Origin of the sequence: Ruegeria sp. EL01, from assembly GCF_900313035.1 — a bacterium.
GTDB lineage: Bacteria > Pseudomonadota > Alphaproteobacteria > Rhodobacterales > Rhodobacteraceae > Ruegeria.
The window spans coordinates 49,255-64,909 of sequence record NZ_OMPS01000011.1; the positions used below are offsets into that span (position 1 = coordinate 49,255).

General features: G+C 52.6%; 15 protein-coding genes. 6 read left to right on the forward strand and 9 right to left on the reverse strand.

Going from position 1 to position 15,655, the window contains the following annotated elements; translation table 11 throughout:
* Nucleotides 1-4: 4 nt before the first annotated feature.
* The 4 genes from D9K61_RS07185 to D9K61_RS07200 all read right to left on the reverse strand — a co-directional run bounded on the left by D9K61_RS07185 (nucleotide 5) and on the right by D9K61_RS07200 (nucleotide 4,539).
* Nucleotides 5-1,300 (reverse strand): TRAP transporter large permease, encoded by a 1,296-nt coding sequence (locus tag D9K61_RS07185; protein ID WP_120632578.1) that lies wholly within the window; start codon nucleotides 1,298-1,300, stop codon nucleotides 5-7.
* Nucleotides 1,293-1,733 (reverse strand): TRAP transporter small permease, encoded by a 441-nt coding sequence (locus tag D9K61_RS07190; RefSeq protein ID WP_162946790.1) that lies wholly within the window; start codon nucleotides 1,731-1,733, stop codon nucleotides 1,293-1,295. The genes D9K61_RS07185 and D9K61_RS07190 overlap by 8 nt, the downstream gene beginning before the upstream one ends.
* A 123-nt stretch (nucleotides 1,734-1,856) precedes the next feature.
* The gene (locus tag D9K61_RS07195) at nucleotides 1,857-2,912 is read right to left on the reverse strand and encodes a TRAP transporter substrate-binding protein (RefSeq protein ID WP_120632580.1); all 1,056 of its coding nucleotides are present in this window, start codon (nucleotides 2,910-2,912) and stop codon (nucleotides 1,857-1,859) included.
* Between the two features lie 28 nt (nucleotides 2,913-2,940).
* Complete coding sequence (locus D9K61_RS07200) at nucleotides 2,941-4,539, reverse strand: GMC family oxidoreductase (protein WP_120632581.1); 1,599 nt, start codon at nucleotides 4,537-4,539, stop codon at nucleotides 2,941-2,943.
* A 138-nt stretch (nucleotides 4,540-4,677) separates the two neighbouring features.
* Here D9K61_RS07200 and D9K61_RS07205 point away from each other — a divergent pair, with 138 nt between their 5' ends.
* The gene (locus D9K61_RS07205) at nucleotides 4,678-5,406 is read left to right on the forward strand and encodes a GntR family transcriptional regulator (protein WP_254055704.1); all 729 of its coding nucleotides are present in this window, start codon (nucleotides 4,678-4,680) and stop codon (nucleotides 5,404-5,406) included.
* Nucleotides 5,403-6,548, forward strand: coding sequence for a mandelate racemase/muconate lactonizing enzyme family protein (locus D9K61_RS07210; protein ID WP_120632583.1), 1,146 nt, complete (start codon nucleotides 5,403-5,405; stop codon nucleotides 6,546-6,548). Before D9K61_RS07205 ends, D9K61_RS07210 begins: the two co-directional genes overlap by 4 nt.
* A 674-nt stretch (nucleotides 6,549-7,222) precedes the next feature.
* On the opposite strand, the gene D9K61_RS07215 is transcribed toward D9K61_RS07210, so the two are convergent.
* Entirely contained in the window at nucleotides 7,223-8,095 is an 873-nt protein-coding gene (locus tag D9K61_RS07215; protein ID WP_120632584.1) for a LysR substrate-binding domain-containing protein, read from the reverse strand.
* A gap of 144 nt (nucleotides 8,096-8,239) precedes the next feature.
* On the opposite strand from D9K61_RS07215, the gene D9K61_RS07220 reads away from it, so the two are divergent.
* Complete coding sequence (locus D9K61_RS07220; protein ID WP_254055706.1) at nucleotides 8,240-9,178, forward strand: oxaloacetate decarboxylase; 939 nt, start codon at nucleotides 8,240-8,242, stop codon at nucleotides 9,176-9,178.
* Nucleotides 9,179-9,656: 478 nt separating this feature from the next.
* Here D9K61_RS07220 and D9K61_RS07225 read toward each other — a convergent pair.
* Nucleotides 9,657-10,783, reverse strand: a protein-coding gene (locus D9K61_RS07225) for an IS3 family transposase (protein ID WP_120632585.1) whose coding sequence is annotated in 2 segments (ribosomal slippage) — nucleotides 9,657-10,519 and nucleotides 10,519-10,783 — 1,128 coding nt in all. Because the reading frame shifts where the segments join, the coding sequence is not laid out codon by codon here.
* 2 nt (nucleotides 10,784-10,785) lie between these two features.
* Between D9K61_RS07225 and D9K61_RS07230 the strand changes: the two genes are divergently transcribed.
* A complete protein-coding gene (locus D9K61_RS07230; protein ID WP_120632586.1) occupies nucleotides 10,786-11,259 on the forward strand; it encodes a LysE family translocator in 474 nt (157 codons plus the stop codon).
* 594 nt (nucleotides 11,260-11,853) lie between these two features.
* On the opposite strand, the gene D9K61_RS07240 is transcribed toward D9K61_RS07230, so the two are convergent.
* The gene (locus D9K61_RS07240) at nucleotides 11,854-12,729 is read right to left on the reverse strand and encodes a LysR family transcriptional regulator (protein WP_120632587.1); all 876 of its coding nucleotides are present in this window, start codon (nucleotides 12,727-12,729) and stop codon (nucleotides 11,854-11,856) included.
* Between D9K61_RS07240 and D9K61_RS07245 the strand changes: the two genes are divergently transcribed.
* Together D9K61_RS07245 and D9K61_RS07250 are read left to right on the forward strand one after the other, a co-directional pair.
* Nucleotides 12,705-13,724: a DMT family transporter gene (locus D9K61_RS07245; RefSeq protein ID WP_162946791.1), complete on the forward strand. Its 1,020-nt coding sequence runs from the start codon at nucleotides 12,705-12,707 to the stop codon at nucleotides 13,722-13,724. The genes D9K61_RS07240 and D9K61_RS07245 overlap by 25 nt on opposite strands.
* A gap of 158 nt (nucleotides 13,725-13,882) precedes the next feature.
* The gene (locus D9K61_RS07250) at nucleotides 13,883-14,479 is read left to right on the forward strand and encodes a LysE family translocator (RefSeq protein ID WP_120632589.1); all 597 of its coding nucleotides are present in this window, start codon (nucleotides 13,883-13,885) and stop codon (nucleotides 14,477-14,479) included.
* Between the two features lie 188 nt (nucleotides 14,480-14,667).
* Here D9K61_RS07250 and D9K61_RS07255 read toward each other — a convergent pair whose 3' ends face one another.
* The gene (locus D9K61_RS07255) at nucleotides 14,668-15,219 is read right to left on the reverse strand and encodes a thermonuclease family protein (protein WP_120632590.1); all 552 of its coding nucleotides are present in this window, start codon (nucleotides 15,217-15,219) and stop codon (nucleotides 14,668-14,670) included.
* Complete coding sequence (locus D9K61_RS07260; RefSeq protein ID WP_120632591.1) at nucleotides 15,216-15,572, reverse strand: hypothetical protein; 357 nt, start codon at nucleotides 15,570-15,572, stop codon at nucleotides 15,216-15,218. Before D9K61_RS07260 ends, D9K61_RS07255 begins: the two co-directional genes overlap by 4 nt.
* Between the last annotated feature and the right edge of the window lie 83 nt (nucleotides 15,573-15,655).

Consider the following 15,655-nt stretch of genomic DNA (forward strand, 5'->3'; position numbering starts at 1 on the left):
AGGGTTACCTCAGGCTGCGAAGGGTTTCAGGCAGCCAGAGGCTGAGCTGTGGGAAGAAAATGACGATCAACATTGCTACGATAAGCGTGGCGACAAAGGGTAGGATTGCTACGGCTACGCGTTCGAATTTGATGTTCGCAATCTGGCTCGCCACAAAGAGGTTCACGCCAAGGGGTGGGGTAAGGAAAGCGATCTCGATCGTCACGATCAGGATGATACCGAAGTGGATCGGGTCGATGCCGTAGCTTACCACCAAGGGCACAAGGATTGGTGCCAGAATGATGATTGCACTAATTGTCTCCATGAACGTACCGATGATGATCAATAGTAGGCAGATCAACAGTAAGATCAGCGTCGCACTTTCTGTGATACCGCTGAACGTCGCAACGACGTCTTGTGGAATGCGTTCCAGCGTGATGACGGTGGCAAACAAGGTGGAACATGCAACGATTATCATCAGGGCACCGCCGAGACGCACAGCGTTTTCGAATGCGGCCCGCAGACCGGGAAGTGTCAACTGGCGATAGACGACAACACTTACGACCAGCGCATAGACCACCGCACAAACCGACGCCTCAACAGGGGTGAATATCCCCGAATAGATGCCGCCCAATATGAAGACTGGCAGGAACAGTGCAAACTTTGCTTTCCAGATCAAGCGCCAGATGCTTTGGCGTTCGACACTGTGGTCGACCTCCATGACTGCGCCAGACCGAAGCGCCAGCACATAGGCAACGCCAGCTAAGAGAAATGCGGTGAACAAGCCTGGCAGCATGCCCGCGGCAAACAGGTCGGCAATCGAAACATTTGCGATGATGCCGTAGATGATCAGCGGATTGCTGGGGGGGATCATAACGCCTAGCGTTCCGCCTGTTGCTGACACACTCGCCGCATATTCAGGTGGGTAGCCATATTTGATCATCGAGGGGATCATGATTGCGCCAATCGCCGCAACCGTGCCGGGTCCAGAGCCTGAGATTGCGGCAAAGAACATGCATGAAAAGATCGTCACAAGCCCAAGACTTCCGGGAATATGACCAAATGCGTGACGGAAAATGCTGATGATATCTTCGGTAATGCCGCCCTTTTGCATGATGTTGCCAGCCAAAATGAACGACGGGATCGCCAGCAACGCAAACTTATCCAAACCGTTCAGAACGTTTTGCGTTGCGAAAACAAGCGGTGCATCGGTCAGATAGCTGACGGCAAGGCCCGTGATGCCAAGTGATGCATAAATTGGTAGTCCGAGAAACAGTAAGATCGGAAAGAGGACCAGCAGGATCACATAGACTTCATTCATCACCAAGATCCTTCTGAGGAACGTCAAGTTCGCCGCCACGCAGCAACACGACGAAGTCGCGCAGATGGAGGACAAAGATAATTGCAAAGCCCGTGCTCATCGCGACAAACAAGTTGTTTTGATTAAAACCGAGTGCCGCCGAAGTATTCGGATAGCGCAGACCATCGATGAAATTGTTCCAAGCGAAAAACGCCATCGTGGCTGAAAATCCAAGGAGCACCACGGTATGAAAAAAGTCGATTGTTCGAATGCCAATCTTACGCCCAATCAAATCTGAGAACACCGACACCCGCAGATGTGATCGTGTCAAGGTGCCATAGGCCGCCGCGAAGAAGACCATCGAAATGAAGCTGAAGCGGCCAAGTTCTTCGGTCCAGTCAACGGCCCATCTCAGCTCCCGCGAGACAACCTGCAAGAAAAGTGCGCCGACCATAAACGCAAGGCCGGATGCAGCGAGCCCGAACAAAACGTATCTAAGAAATTTCATCATTGAGCCCCTGAAAATAAGGTGTTGCACCCGGCGAAAAAAACGCCGGGTGCAACATTGATTTTAAGATTAGTCGCCTGGGTAAGCAGCCAGAATATCCAGTGCACGCTGAGCGACAGCTTCGCCGTCTGAACCAATGGCTTCGTAGTAGTCAGGCCAGATTGCGCGTGCCTTTTCCAACCATTCTGTTTCGTCTTCGATGGCTGTGATTTCAACACCAGCTTCGCGGGCTTTTTCCCACCAGTTGGCTTCATCAATTGGCTGCCACCAGCGAATGTAATCCGTGGCTTCTTCACCAGCACGCAAAACTGCTGCCTGGTGATCTTCGGAAAGACCTTGGAACCAGACTTCTGACACAACGATTGGGTGAGTCAGGATCGTATAGTGAAACGTAGTCATGCGGTTGATGACTTCGTCAAACTTCATGCCAATAACATCAGTCACTGGATTGTCACCACCTTCGACGACACCCTGCTGCAGCGCGTTGTAAAGCTCAGGCCACGCGATTGGCGTGGGGTTACCGCCCCATGCTTCATATGACGCGATCATGATCGGGTTCGGTGGTACCCGCATTTTCAGATCGGCAAGATCGGCAGGTGTTTCGATCGGTTCGTCTGATTTGTAAAAGAACGCGCGCCAGCCGGAGTTTTCCCAACCAACAATGCGAACGCCTGCTTCGTCAATCACGCGCGGAACCAGGAACGGGGTGATTTCATCCTGAAGGTAGTTCACCTGCTCTGTTGATGTCGCAAGATAAGGCAGAATGAAAACGTTCAGGGATGGTGCCAAAGCCGCTATGTTGTTTGTCGCGGGCAGCGTGACATGCAGAGCACCCTGACGGGCCTGCTGAACCATTTCACGTTCGTTTCCGAGCTGTGAGCCGGGGAAGATTTCAGGGCGGATTTCGTTGTTCGAATAGATCGAAACAAGTTCCGCGAAACGCTTGAGGGTTGCTGTGTGGGATGACCATTCCATGTTGACCGAGTGACCGATCTTCATGGTGATCTGGTCGTCCATTTCTGGAACAGAACGCCAATCCAGCGGATTGAATTCCTGCGCTGACGCCATGACCGGACCAAGTGCGAGAGCACCGGTCAGGAACGCGGCTTTTGTCCAGTTTTTCATTATATTTCCTCCTAGTTATCGTCGGTTTCTAGTTGCCGTCCTTGATCATTTGGGCGGCTTTTTCGGCAATCATGTAGGTTGCAGAGTTCGTATTTGCGGAAGGGATGCGCGGCATGACGGACGCGTCAACGACGCGCAGGCCTTCGACCCCTTGAACGCGTAGATTCGGGTCGACAACAGCTGTTTCGTCTTTGCCCATGCGGCAGGTTCCAACAAGATGGTAGACCGTGGTCGCATTCGCGCGGATCGCAGTTTTGAGGTCTTCGTCAGTCCTGTGTGTATTGCCGGGTATCACTTCCCTCGACCAAAGCTCGCGGAACTCCGGCTGCTGATAGATTTCTCGAACGACCTTCAATCCTTCAAGCGTGACATCAAGATCGTGCTGAACGCCAAAGTAGTTCATGCGGATTTTCGGGTCTGCAAACGGGTCCGTCGTCCCGATCTGAATCTGACCGCGACTTTCAGGGTGGCACTGCCAAAACGATGTCGTGAATCCAGGGTATTTGTGCAGTGGCTTGCCCGGCTTATCGACAGACAGCGGCATCACGAAGAGCTGAACATCAGGCCGGTCATCTTTGGCATATTTTGTCTTTATCGCGCCGCCGACCTGCCCTGCGCCGACGCTCAGCGGGCCGGCTCCGTTGATCAGCCAGTCAAGCCCCATCTGGGCTAGGCGGAACGGATTTCGGACGTGGTCGTTCAGGGAAACACCACGTTGAGAAAGCTCAACGATGGTGCGCATTTGAATATGGTCTTGAAGGTTTTCACCAACTTCCGGCGCTGCGTGGCGCAGGTTGATCCCATGTTCCTTCAAAAGATCAACCGGGCCAATCCCGGACAATTGCAAGAGCTGCGGGGTTTGGACTGCCCCGCCACACAAGATGACCTCGGTCGTCGCATTGACGGTATGGTCCTGACCATTCTGGCGGAAAGATACGCCGGTGGCGCGGCGTCCCTCAAAGGTAATGCCGGTAACATGCGCCCTGAGCTTGACCGTAAGATTAGCGCGCTTCATTGCGGGTTTCAGAAAGGCGGTCGCCGAACTGTCCCGCCAGCGCCCCCGCAGGGTGAGTTGATAACCACCAATCCCATGTGTGGTTTCGCCATTGAAATCAGCGTTGCGGGGCAAACCGGACGCTTGCGCGGCATCCAGCCAAGCATCGCAGGCTGCGTTTTTGTTGCGCAGATCACTTACGTGAAGCGGTCCGTAGCTCCCCCGGAACTGAGAGGGCTCTCCGGCATAAGTTTCCAGACTTCGGAAATGGGGGAGGACCGACTCATAATCCCAGCCGTCCGCGCCCAATTTGGCCCAATCATCAAAGTCTTCATGCTGGCCGCGAATATAGATAAGGCCGTTGATTGAGCTTGAACCACCAATCACACGGCCGCGCGGGCAATCCATCTTGCGCCCATTGATCCCCTGATCGGGTTCCGAGCGGTAAAGATGGGAAAATGTCGTGTTATAAATGGACTTATAGTAGCCGACAGGAAGCTTGAGCCAAAGGTTTCGGTCAGAGCCTCCGCCCTCAAGAACAAGCACGTTACAGGTCGGGTTTTCGCTCAGGCGCGCAGCAAGCGTTGCCCCCGCTGTTCCTGCACCAACAATGATATAATCATATACCAGCATTTTGCTCTCGCACTAAAGGTCTAAAGTCCTATATATAAGCTTAATCAAGAAAACGCGCCCCTGGCAACGCAAAAATACTATTTATAGGACTTTAGACTTTTTATTGTCTAACCCTATGAAAATAAGGTAAGAATGGACATGAGTAATGAGAAATTTCGCCAAGACCGCACGCCCTTATTCCTGAAAGTCGCAGAAGATTTGCGGCAGAGAATCATGCGAGAAGTCTGGAAAACCGGTGAGTTATTGCCAACTGTCAATGAATTAATGAAAGAGTTTCAGGTCGCGCGGGTCACGGTGCGAGAAGCGATCAAAATCCTCGAGGCTGAAGGACTTGTAGATCCGAAACGGGGACGCGGAACAACTGTTCTTCCGCACAAAGCTCCGACGCGACCTCTGAGTGTGGTCACCAAGCTGTCAGAACTCATAGATCTTTATCGTGGGGATGTTCCCGATTTGGTGAGCCTTGATGACAGGCTGACGGAGCTTCCAGACGGCGTCGAAACCGGCAAATCAGCGGGCCAGTATCACATGATCCGCCGCATTCACTCGCGAGACGGACAGCGGTATTGCATCATTACCCTCTATCTAGCCAAGGCCATTTTCGACAAACACGAAGCAAAGATTCGAACCCATCTCGCATTGCCGGTGTTTTTTGATGATCCTGACATTGAGATATCGATTGCGCGCCAGCGGCTTATTATCAGCAAATGCGACATGGAGGCGGCGATGCATTTGGACCTTTCTGTCGGCGAACCTGTCGCGGAAGTGCGGCGGGTTCTATGCGATGCTGATGAAACCATTCTTTATATGGCGGACGTGACTTATCGTGGCGATTACATCCAACTTAATATGGATCTTCTCGCTTGATTGGGCCTGTCCGCATAGCTCGGATCAACGCATATGCGTTTCGTAGCCCAATCGCAAAACCAATCATTACGTCGTTTGGGACCATGCTCGACAGACCCGCGGTCTTCGTTCGAGTTGAAGACACAGATGGCGCTTTCGGATGGGGCGAGATTTTTGCAAACTGGCCTGCTGCGGCAGCGGAACATCGTGTGAACCTTTTGGCACGCGATATTGGTCCATTGGTATTTGATTGCCCGCTAAGTCATCCCACTGACCTGTTCCATGCTCTTACCAAACGGACTCACATTGTGGCATTGCAAAGTGGTGAGTGGGGCCCATTCCGCCAGGTTATTGCAGGTCTAGACATCGCTGTGTGGGATATGTTCGCGCGTAGATCTGGCAAGACCCTACGCCGTTTTGTGAATGCCAAGGCAGCGGACCATGTCCCTGCATATGCAAGTGGAATTCACATCAAGGATGCGGACGCTCTTATCGCTGACGCACGCGAAATTGGGTTCAAAAATTTCAAAGTAAAGGTCGGGTTCAAGACCGAAGATGACCTGAACCGAATACACCGGCTGTTCGATAATAAATCAAAAGACGAGACCATCGCAGCCGATGCCAATCAGGCATGGGACGTCGACGAAGCCCTGAAATTTATGGTCCAGACAACAACCCTCCCCTTGGCATGGTTAGAAGAACCCATTCCTGCAGACTCGCCAACTCTCGATTGGAAAAAACTCAATGATGCCCGCCCTTACCCGCTGGCTGGTGGCGAAAACATAATTGGCTTCAAAGAGTTCGAAAAAACCGCGGAAACTGCACAGTTACAGGTCTTGCAACCCGACATAATCAAATGGGGCGGCTTGACTGGCTGCCTTGCAGTCGGAGAGCAAGCCCGGTCACAGGGTCTCCTCTATTGCCCACATTTTCTCGGAGGCGGCATTGGTCTGCAAGCGTCCGCCAATCTCTTGGCCGCAGTCGGCGGCGAAGGTCTTCTGGAAGTCGACGTAAACCCCAACCCGCATAGAGACGCATTTGGTTTGGTTTCGTCGCGTGTCTCGGAGCAGGGATGGGCGTGTAACGCGGAACCGGGATTGGGGATAATTTCGCTACCCGACGCTTTGAAGAAATTCGAGACAAACACGGTCGAAATCTATTGAAAGTCAATCGCGCTCATACATCACATATTTTCACTTACGCGTTTTTGTGCGCCTCCAACAGAAATTGGCGCAACCGCAGCGGACAACGATTAATCTATAGTCAGTGAATTCGCCAGATTGATATTGCAGCGTCTTGCATGAATGACCGGTTTTCTCGCCGTCCGGCCGCATCAGAATTTGGCAGTTGCAGCATCTTTCGTGCTGCATGCGCGCGCAGCGAGGAAATCCAATGCACAGGATGGGCTCGTTCGTTGAATCCGCCGCACCGAGAATGAACGGCCGCTATCGCTTAGCGCAGGATCCCACACTCTACCGCGATGGAACCCATGACCAGCAGGGCTCATCCGTTGCCACCTCGAAGGAATTTTCATCGAAATCAGTAAGTATGCCAAAAACCTAAGTTATTGAGAACGTTCAGTGTGGAGTCTCATTAACTCGGTCTCACTATTTATGTACTCTGACAAAGTAGGTCAGCAGCACTGACGTAGCGCATAATCCGTCTTATGTTAATAAGCCTAATATTGCCGCAATGTGTAAAGGGGTAGATTCCGGTAGATGGGATACGGCCCGAGTTTTTCACCAGTATCGACCGTTATCGGCAGTGAAGTTCTGTCATGGGGTTTTTGTTCGCTTTGAGATCATTAGAGAATGGCGGTAGCAGCAATGGAAAAGGCCTATGAAGCTTTTTGCTTAGCCACATATCCCAGTTTAGAGAGAAGGTTGTCTGCAACGAGAGAAACGTGCGGTTCGCTGGCATTGGATTGGTGAACCGATATCACGACCTCGGACAGGGCAGGAAATCCTGGCTGCCCGTCGATAATCTTGAGGCTTGGCGGAATGATTGAAGCCTCCATGATGGATGCGCTTGAACTTTCGAGCATCGCTTTTTCCATCAATCCAATGCTCCGCGTTGAATATGCCACGCGCCAAGATCGGTCGATTTGCCTGAGGGCGTCCAATGCAATGTCTCTGCAAACGCAGCCTGACGGAAACAGAACAAGTGAAAGCGGGGTTTTGGGGTCGTCAACATAGTGGGGTGAAGCGACCCAATGGAGCGGCTCATGCCTTGCTATCTGACCGGCAACGGCGCTCAGAGGGTGCGTTGCGACGACAACATCAAGATCGCCACGTTCCAGCATAGGCAGCAGGTCACTGGCGTTGTCGCAAGTCACTTCGAACTGTAGCCTCGGGTGATCTTTTGTGATGCCAGCCAGAACCTGCGGCAACAGGTAGGTTGCGTAGTCGTCGGGAGCGCCGAGCCTCACAAGGCCCTCTGCTTCTGGCCTTTGGATGTGGGAGAGTGCTGCATCATTGGCAGCAAGGATACGATTGGCGTAGACGAGCAACCCTTCACCTACATGCGTGATTGAGACCGATTGGCGGCTGCGGTCAAAGAGACGCTTCCCCACAATATCTTCTAAGCGTTTGATCTGAAGGCTAACTGCCGATTGCGTGCGACCAATTGTTCGCGCCGCGTGCGTGAAGTTTCGGTGAGCTGCAACAGCCACAAAGGACCGAAGAAGGTCAATTTCGAGATCGTTCTTCATGAAGTGTGATTACCAAACCTCATCACAGTGAGCAATACAATTCGTTTCTGATATATCTCGGCAAGACCTATTCTGATCTCGGAGGTAACTGTGATGATAGGTCTATTTGCTCGATGTATGTTTGAAGCAACACGCATTTCCCCATTGGCTAATGTCGCTACCGACAGGGACTGGCGTTCATCGTCAGATCACCTTGCCAAGAATGAACGCTTCGAACTGCGGAAGGATTGCAAGACAATGCTGATGGATGAGAACCGACAGAGGCTGGACGAATTTATTCATCTGCACCATTCAACCGGGGCGTTTCTTATGCCCAACGCATGGGATGCAGGAACGGCTCGCATTCTTGAGGGGCTTGGTTTTAAAGCTCTTGCGACAACGAGTGCTGGTCTGGCGTTCTCCATGGGAATCCGCGATTCCAGCGGCAGCTTGTCCCGCAGTCAGGTGCTCGATAATGCACGTTCTATCGTAGAAGCAACAAACCTGCCCGTTTCTGCCGATTTGGAGAACGGCTTCGGTGATGCGCCCGAAGACTGTGCGCAAACCGTGCGGGAAGCTGCAAAAGCCGGTCTATGCGGTGGTGCAATCGAAGATGCGACCGGCGATCCAGACAATCCGATCTATGAGTTTAAACATGCCGTTGACCGGATACGTGCGGCTGTAGCCGCAAAGTCCGGACCCGGCTTTTTGATCACAGCACGGGCTGAGAATTTCATATATAACCGCCCTGATTTGAATGACACGATCCTGCGCCTACAAGCATTTGAGGAAGCGGGTGCAGATGTTGTCTACGCGCCGGGACTGCCAGACATCGCAACCGTTCGCGCGGTCTGCAAATCAGTCTCGGTGCCGGTGAATGTTGTCGTTGGTCTTTCAGCGGCGTCCTATACCGTTGACGATCTTTCTGCCGCAGGCGTCAAGCGCATCAGCACTGGTGGGTCACTTGCTCGCGCTGCTTTGGGGGAAATGATCCGTGCCGCCCAAGAATTGAAGGCTTGCGGGACTTTTGGATACTCCAAAAGAGCCATCTCGGATGACGATGCAGCCAGCCAGATGCGGATAATGCCGCGCGCTGCGAATTGACGCGAAGAGCGCTGCCGTACCGGCCAAAACTCAGCCGTTTTTGTCACCGCCAGAAACGACCGTATGAGCCGCTTAGGTTCTGGCAAGAGGTTTGTGTCCGACAGCCGCTGTTCGTGCAGATCATGGCGAAAGAAGCAGAAGAACCCATTACAACGGATGCTGCACGGCGGACGAACGGCAGCTCATTCGTATTGATGATCCTTAGTTCCATCTTTAGGTTCGAAAAATGATTGATCCTGTATCCTTTCTGCTTTTCGCGGGTGCCAGCGCTGTCGCATTGGCGATCCCCGGTCCAACAACCGCGCTAGTCATCACGCGATCGCTGTCTGATGGGCGGCACGTTTCGGTACCACTTGCGATCGGAATAGGACTTGGAACCCTTGTGGGGTCGACTGCTGCAATAGCTGGGGCTGGGGCGATCCTAATTGCCTCCGCTACGGCGTTTGAGCAGCCCCACTTGAGTGGTCCAAGTTGAAAGTTAGTGCATGGTTGGCCTTTGGTCCATCAAGATGATGGCCTCCGGCGCAGGTGGGCGGTAGCCCAGTGCACTGTGGGGTCGTTTTGTGTTGTAGTGTTTCCTCCAGTTTTCGATGATGATTTGGGCCTCACGCAGCGAATAGAAAATCTCACCGTTGAGCAGTTCGTCCCGCATTCGCCCGTTGAAGCTTTCGCAGTAGCCGTTCTCCCAAGGTGATCCGGGCTCGATGTAGGCGGTCTTGGCCCCAACAGCTTTGATCCAGTCTCTGACAGCCTCAGCGATGAATTCGGGACCATTGTCTGATCGGATGTACGCCGGCACGCCTCGCAAGATGAACAGGTCTGTCAGGGCATCGATGACCTCGGTCGAGTTCAGCTTGCGCTTTACCCGGATCGCGAGGCATTCCCGGCTGTATTCATCCAGAATGTTCAGTGTCCGGAACGCTCTACCATCGTCTGTCCGGTGATGCACGAAGTCGTACGACCAAACGTGGTTGCGATACTCTGGCCGCAGCCGGACACATGACCCATCGTTCAGCCAGAGGCGTCCCTTCCTGGGTTGTTTCGTCGGCACTTTGAGCCCCTCACGCCGCCATAGGCGTTCGACACGCTTGTCGTTTATCTGCCAACCTGCATCTCTCAGAAGAGCGGCAATCCGACGGTAACCGTATCGCCCATACTGGCGTGCCAGCTCGATCATGTCGGCAACCAGGCGGTCTTCGTCGGCACGCCCTTGTGGCATCCGCCGTTGTGTGGATCGATGCTGGCCCAGAACGCGACAAACACGGCGTTCGGAAACCTTTATCCGGCTACGGACATGATCGATGCAAGCACGGCGGCGCGAGGGGCTCAGAAGTTTCCCTTTGCGGCCTCCGACAGGATCAATTTGTCCAAAGTCAGATCCGAAACAACACGCCGTAGCCGCTCGTTTTCTTTCTGGAGCCGCTTCAGTTCCTTAAGTTGTTCCATGCCCATTCCGCCGTACTTCTTCTTCCAACGGTAGTAGGTTTGCTCTGTCACACTAATCTGTCTGATTGCATCAATCCGAGGCATGCCTTGCCCCATTAGCACTTCAACCTGCCGTAACTTCACGACAATCTCTTCGGGCTTCGGTCTCTTCGTTGCCATATATGGTCCTCCGCTTTCCTAATCATAGGGGCGGACCACTTCTTTGGGGGAGGCTCACGTTTACGGCCGTAAAATGGATCGGTGCAGGATATCTTATTTATCTTGGGATCAAGCTCTTCAATGCTGAGCCCACGTCGCCGGATCTTGCAACCCCAAGAAAGCGCAGTTCAAAGTTGCTCGGCTTACGAGACGGGTTTTTCGTTACATTGCTGAACCCCAAGAGTATTGCATTTTCAACAGCATTCATTCCGCAATTCATCGGAACAGAAAGCAGCTATGTTTGGCAGGCAACTATCTTGGTTGTCACCTTTTCAGGTCTCGCGACCTTGAATGGATTGGCCTTTGCATGCGGCACGGATATTTTACGTCGCTTTGTTCGGCGAATGGCGGTTTTGCGCTGGATGAACCGGATTGGCGGGAGCTTCCTGGTAACCTCCGGAGTGGCCGGGCTGTTTCTCAAACGTCCTGCTGCCTAAGCGCGCCCAGTACTATCTTACCCAGTATAGAGAGCCGCCTGGGACAGTTCCGAACGCTTTTTCCATACAATGAGGATGTTCGCTGTGACTACGATCCGGGCCATTGTGAACGTCAACATCGCAGAGAGAAATCCAAGCGAATCTGCCAGTGCGCCGCTCGCGACCGCGGGAAGAGAGAAGCCCAAATAGGCGTAGACAAACAGGCCCGCCGTTGCGCGCGGTCGCTTGAAGCGCGCAAGGAAACTTCTGCAAGTGAGGCGAGGTAGGTGAATCCATAGCTGGCGGCGCTGGTAATGCAAGTTCCGACAAGAACGAATGCCGGGACCTTCATCCAAACACCGAGCAAAAGGACGAGAAAACCAAACGGGATCAGAATGAAACCGAGGGCGAGCGTACGGTCGTTGCTCATCCCCACTGCGCGCGGCCTCTCGATGTCAGGGCGCACCTAATCCCCGACAAACAGCACGTACGGGCACTTGAAATCAAACCGCCTCGATGCCCTCAAAGACTGTGTCCAGGCCCACGATCCTGATGAACCGCATCAACCACAGTTTCCCTACTTGCTTATAAGACCGGTCATTGCCCGAGCAGACATTATCGGCTGGCTTCTACTATACCATGCAGCCAACGAACAAATCGCTTGGACATACCCGTTTCCAGGCCATCGATGTGCAAAGTGTAGAACCCGACGTCTATTTCTTCGCTTTCCGGCAGTGGAACAAGACGGCCATCAGCTACAGCGTCTTCGACCATAAACGCAGAGGTAAGCACCATCCCCATACCAGCGCAGGCCGCCCGCAGAGCGGCATCATCCAGATCGAAACGCTCTGCATAATTCAGCATTACATCACTGCTGTTTGTTTCGGCCAGCCAGAGGTTCCAATCCCAGTTGCCTTTCGTGCATTGGAGGGCTGGAATGGAGGCGAAATCCTTTGAATCAGCCAGTCCCGATAACAATTCAGGGGCAAGATAGGGACGACAGATATCGTTGAACAGGATAGGTACCCCATCCGGGCACTCGTCGCGCCTGTAATATCCGATCGTTACATCAGCTGTGCCGCCTGGTTGCTGATCAACATCATAAAACGTCTCGACCTGCACGTTGGCATTGGGATTTTGAGCCTTGAAAAGATGTAGCTTGGGGATCAACCATCGCACAGCGAATGACATGGAGGCGCGTACGCGGAGTTCGTTCGTGTCGCGGATTACGTTGTTAAAAGCAGCGTGAAGCGCCTGGAGGCTAGGCGCGGATTGCTGATACAATTGGGTTCCCACATCTGTCAGTTCAATCGCATTATTGTGCCGCATAAAGAGTTGCACACCCAGCGATTGTTCAAGCGCCTTGATCTGAAGACTGATCGCCCCAGGAGTAACCAGAAGCAATTCTGCTGCCTGCTTGATACTCGAATGCTGGGCCGCGACTAGAAACACCCTTAAAGCGTTCAGTGATATGGAGTTCGCATTCTGCATTAAATTTCCTCATTCAGCGACAGAATAACTCGTTTGAAAGCATGAGTGAATACTCCGTATGGATAAGCAATACTCTGTCATATGGAAGTTTTATGCCAACAGTTCACACCAATGTCGAAGCCATCCTGTGGGTGCTGTTGAGCACAGCCTTGTTCACTGTGGTTTTCGCCGCCGCCAAATTTGCCGACGGGGCAATCGGTACGTTTCAAATTCTGCTTCTCCGCTACATTGGTGCTTGTGTGACATTGTGTTGGCTCGTTGCGCGCTCAGGATCGTTCACCCAATACAAAAGTCAGGTGCCGTTTCGGCATTTCATGCGTGCGGTCTTCGGATGCTCGGCTGCAGCGGCCATCACATGGGCGTCGGCACATATGCCTGTAGCTGACGCATCGGCTATCGGAATTCTCTACGGGGTCATGACTGTGCTGCTCGGCATTTTCTTCCTGAAAGAACACGTTGGGATGCGCCATTGGTTGGCAGTTTTGATATCACTCGCAGGCGCAGTTCTGATCATGTTGTCGCAGGGGGCATTTCAGAGTACTCTCGCAGCCATTCCAGCTTTGATTGCATTGCTCAGCGCTGTTTTGATGGCATCAGAGGGGCTGTTAATCCGACTGCTTAGTCAAACCGAAAGCGCGTTGTCGATGATGCTTCACATCAGCGTTTTGGGGGTCATGCTCATGAGCATTCCTGCTTTTCTTGAATGGAGAAGTGTCAACCTGCCGATAGTCGTAAGCTGCCTCGCACTTGGGCCGCTATCGGTTGTCGCACAGTATTGTACGATCAGGGGATATCGCATTGCACCGCTATCAGTCGTCGGGCCAGTTGATTATTCATGGCTGATTTTCGCAATGATACTGGGTGTTGTTGGATTTGGTGAATATCCGAGTGTCGGCGTTGTTGCGGGTGGAACGTTAATCATCATCGGCGGCGGTATACTCACCGGCATTCGTGCCCAGGAGCAAAGTGTAAAAGCTGCAAATCATCCTTTGTGATCGGCCCTGCGGGGCCGAGCGCGGATATTTGACCACTATGATGAACATGTCATGGGTACGCCGTTATGGTGCGTAACTCTTATGTTTGCACAAGAAGCGGGTCGCTGAAGTTGAGGGTATTTGCTTGAAGTAGCCCCTCAATTCTCGAGGACACTTTCATGTTTCAAACCGCAATTTCTCTTATTTTGTTTCTCTTTCCCCTCGCCTACAGCCCCGGCCCGGGCAACATGTTCTTTGCTGCGAATGGCGCAAGATTTGGCTTCCGCTCAACTATCCCTGCAAATGCCGGGTACCATATTGCTACATGGATCGTGACAGTAGCGGTTGGCTTGGGCTTCATCACCGCTCTCGATAGATTCCCCCAATTGTTTGTTGGCCTTAAGATAGCAGGCTCCCTGTATGTACTTTGGATGGCCTGGAAATTATTCAAAGCTGGTACATTGGAAGGAAATGAAGAGGCCAAGCCCGCCACATTTGTCGATGGCATTATCCTTCTGATTTTGAATCCCAAAGCCTATGTCATCATTGCCCTGATGTTCACCCAGTTCTTGCAAACCTCAGAGTCGGGCGTACTGGCTTCTGTTGTGCTGATCTCCACAATATTCACATTCAATAATCTGGTGGCTTTTTCGATTTGGGCGGTGGTTGGCGACAAGATCGCAGGTTATTTCAGAACACCTGAAAGCGCTCGAATGTTGAACATGATGTTCGGCGGAATACTCGCTGCCGTAGCCGTATGGATGCTTCTATCTTAAGCTATCGCCCGCATACGATCACCTAATAATCCCCCAATGTCCAAAAAATCCGTGCTCGGTCGTGTTGGGTTAAGGAGCGCGTGTGCGGCGTAGAAAAATACGTAGTTTCAGCAATGTTTCAGAGTTTGTCATTCAACATAGTGATCCCTTGCCGTGGTGAACATAAGATCCAAAGGCAGCACTCAGCTTCATCCGTTAGCAGCTCGCCAAACTTCAGGATGAACACTTGACCCGTTCCATGCGCCACGCCATGCCAGCTTGGCCAACATGTATTCCAGAAGATAGCGTGCCCTGAACAAATCGCCGGCATGTTTGGTCGGCACTGCCCAACCGGAATAGATCGCAAACCCGCCAATGTCTGTTCGCATGGTCGGCCAGCCTGCCCCGGCGAAACAGCGCGCCACGATGCGATCATAGCTGCGTCCGCCCTGATCGTAGCAAACGATCTGTTGGCCAGCGATAAAGTCTTCAATAAAGGCACGGGCAAAATACCCGCAATTCAATTCACCTTCCTGATCTGGAAAGCTGATTGGCTGTCCCATTTCACAAGCATCCACACCAACCAGACGAAACCGGATGTCGCCATCGACGAGGGTGTCACCATCAATGATCCTGGGCACGAACGGCCCATAGGCTTTACCGCCCGATAAGTGCTCTATGTTTGGTGCGAGGTACAATAATCCTCCCATCAGGGTCAGGCAGACACCAATGGCCTTGAGTGTTAACCCCCACTTGATCATTGCAACCACTGCGCGTCATAATCCAGAAACAGCGTCCCGCTTTCACTCAACTCAACGCGTGGGGCTTGTTCTGGCTCTGATACCTGCCCCGGTGCTACCGGATGTTGATCCAGAACGCGATTGTAATCCTGCGCGGCAGCGGTTGCCTCCTGACGGATGCGGGCCGAGGCGCGGTTCAGGCAGTTCAAATAAGTCTCAACCTCGGAAAAGTAGATCCGAAATTCGCCCCGCATTTCCTGTGCATCATAGCCAACATCGGCCAGAAACTCTGGATCAGGCCGGAAAGGCTCCAAACAGCTTTCCTGTGCTGAAGCAATAGAAGCAAAACCAATCAGAACAAGCATCACCGACATGAACAATCCCCGGCCTCTTTGTGATTTCTGAGGGTCCCGTAAATCCACGCCTCGGAGACCACTATTCAGAATGCCGAGGTCTG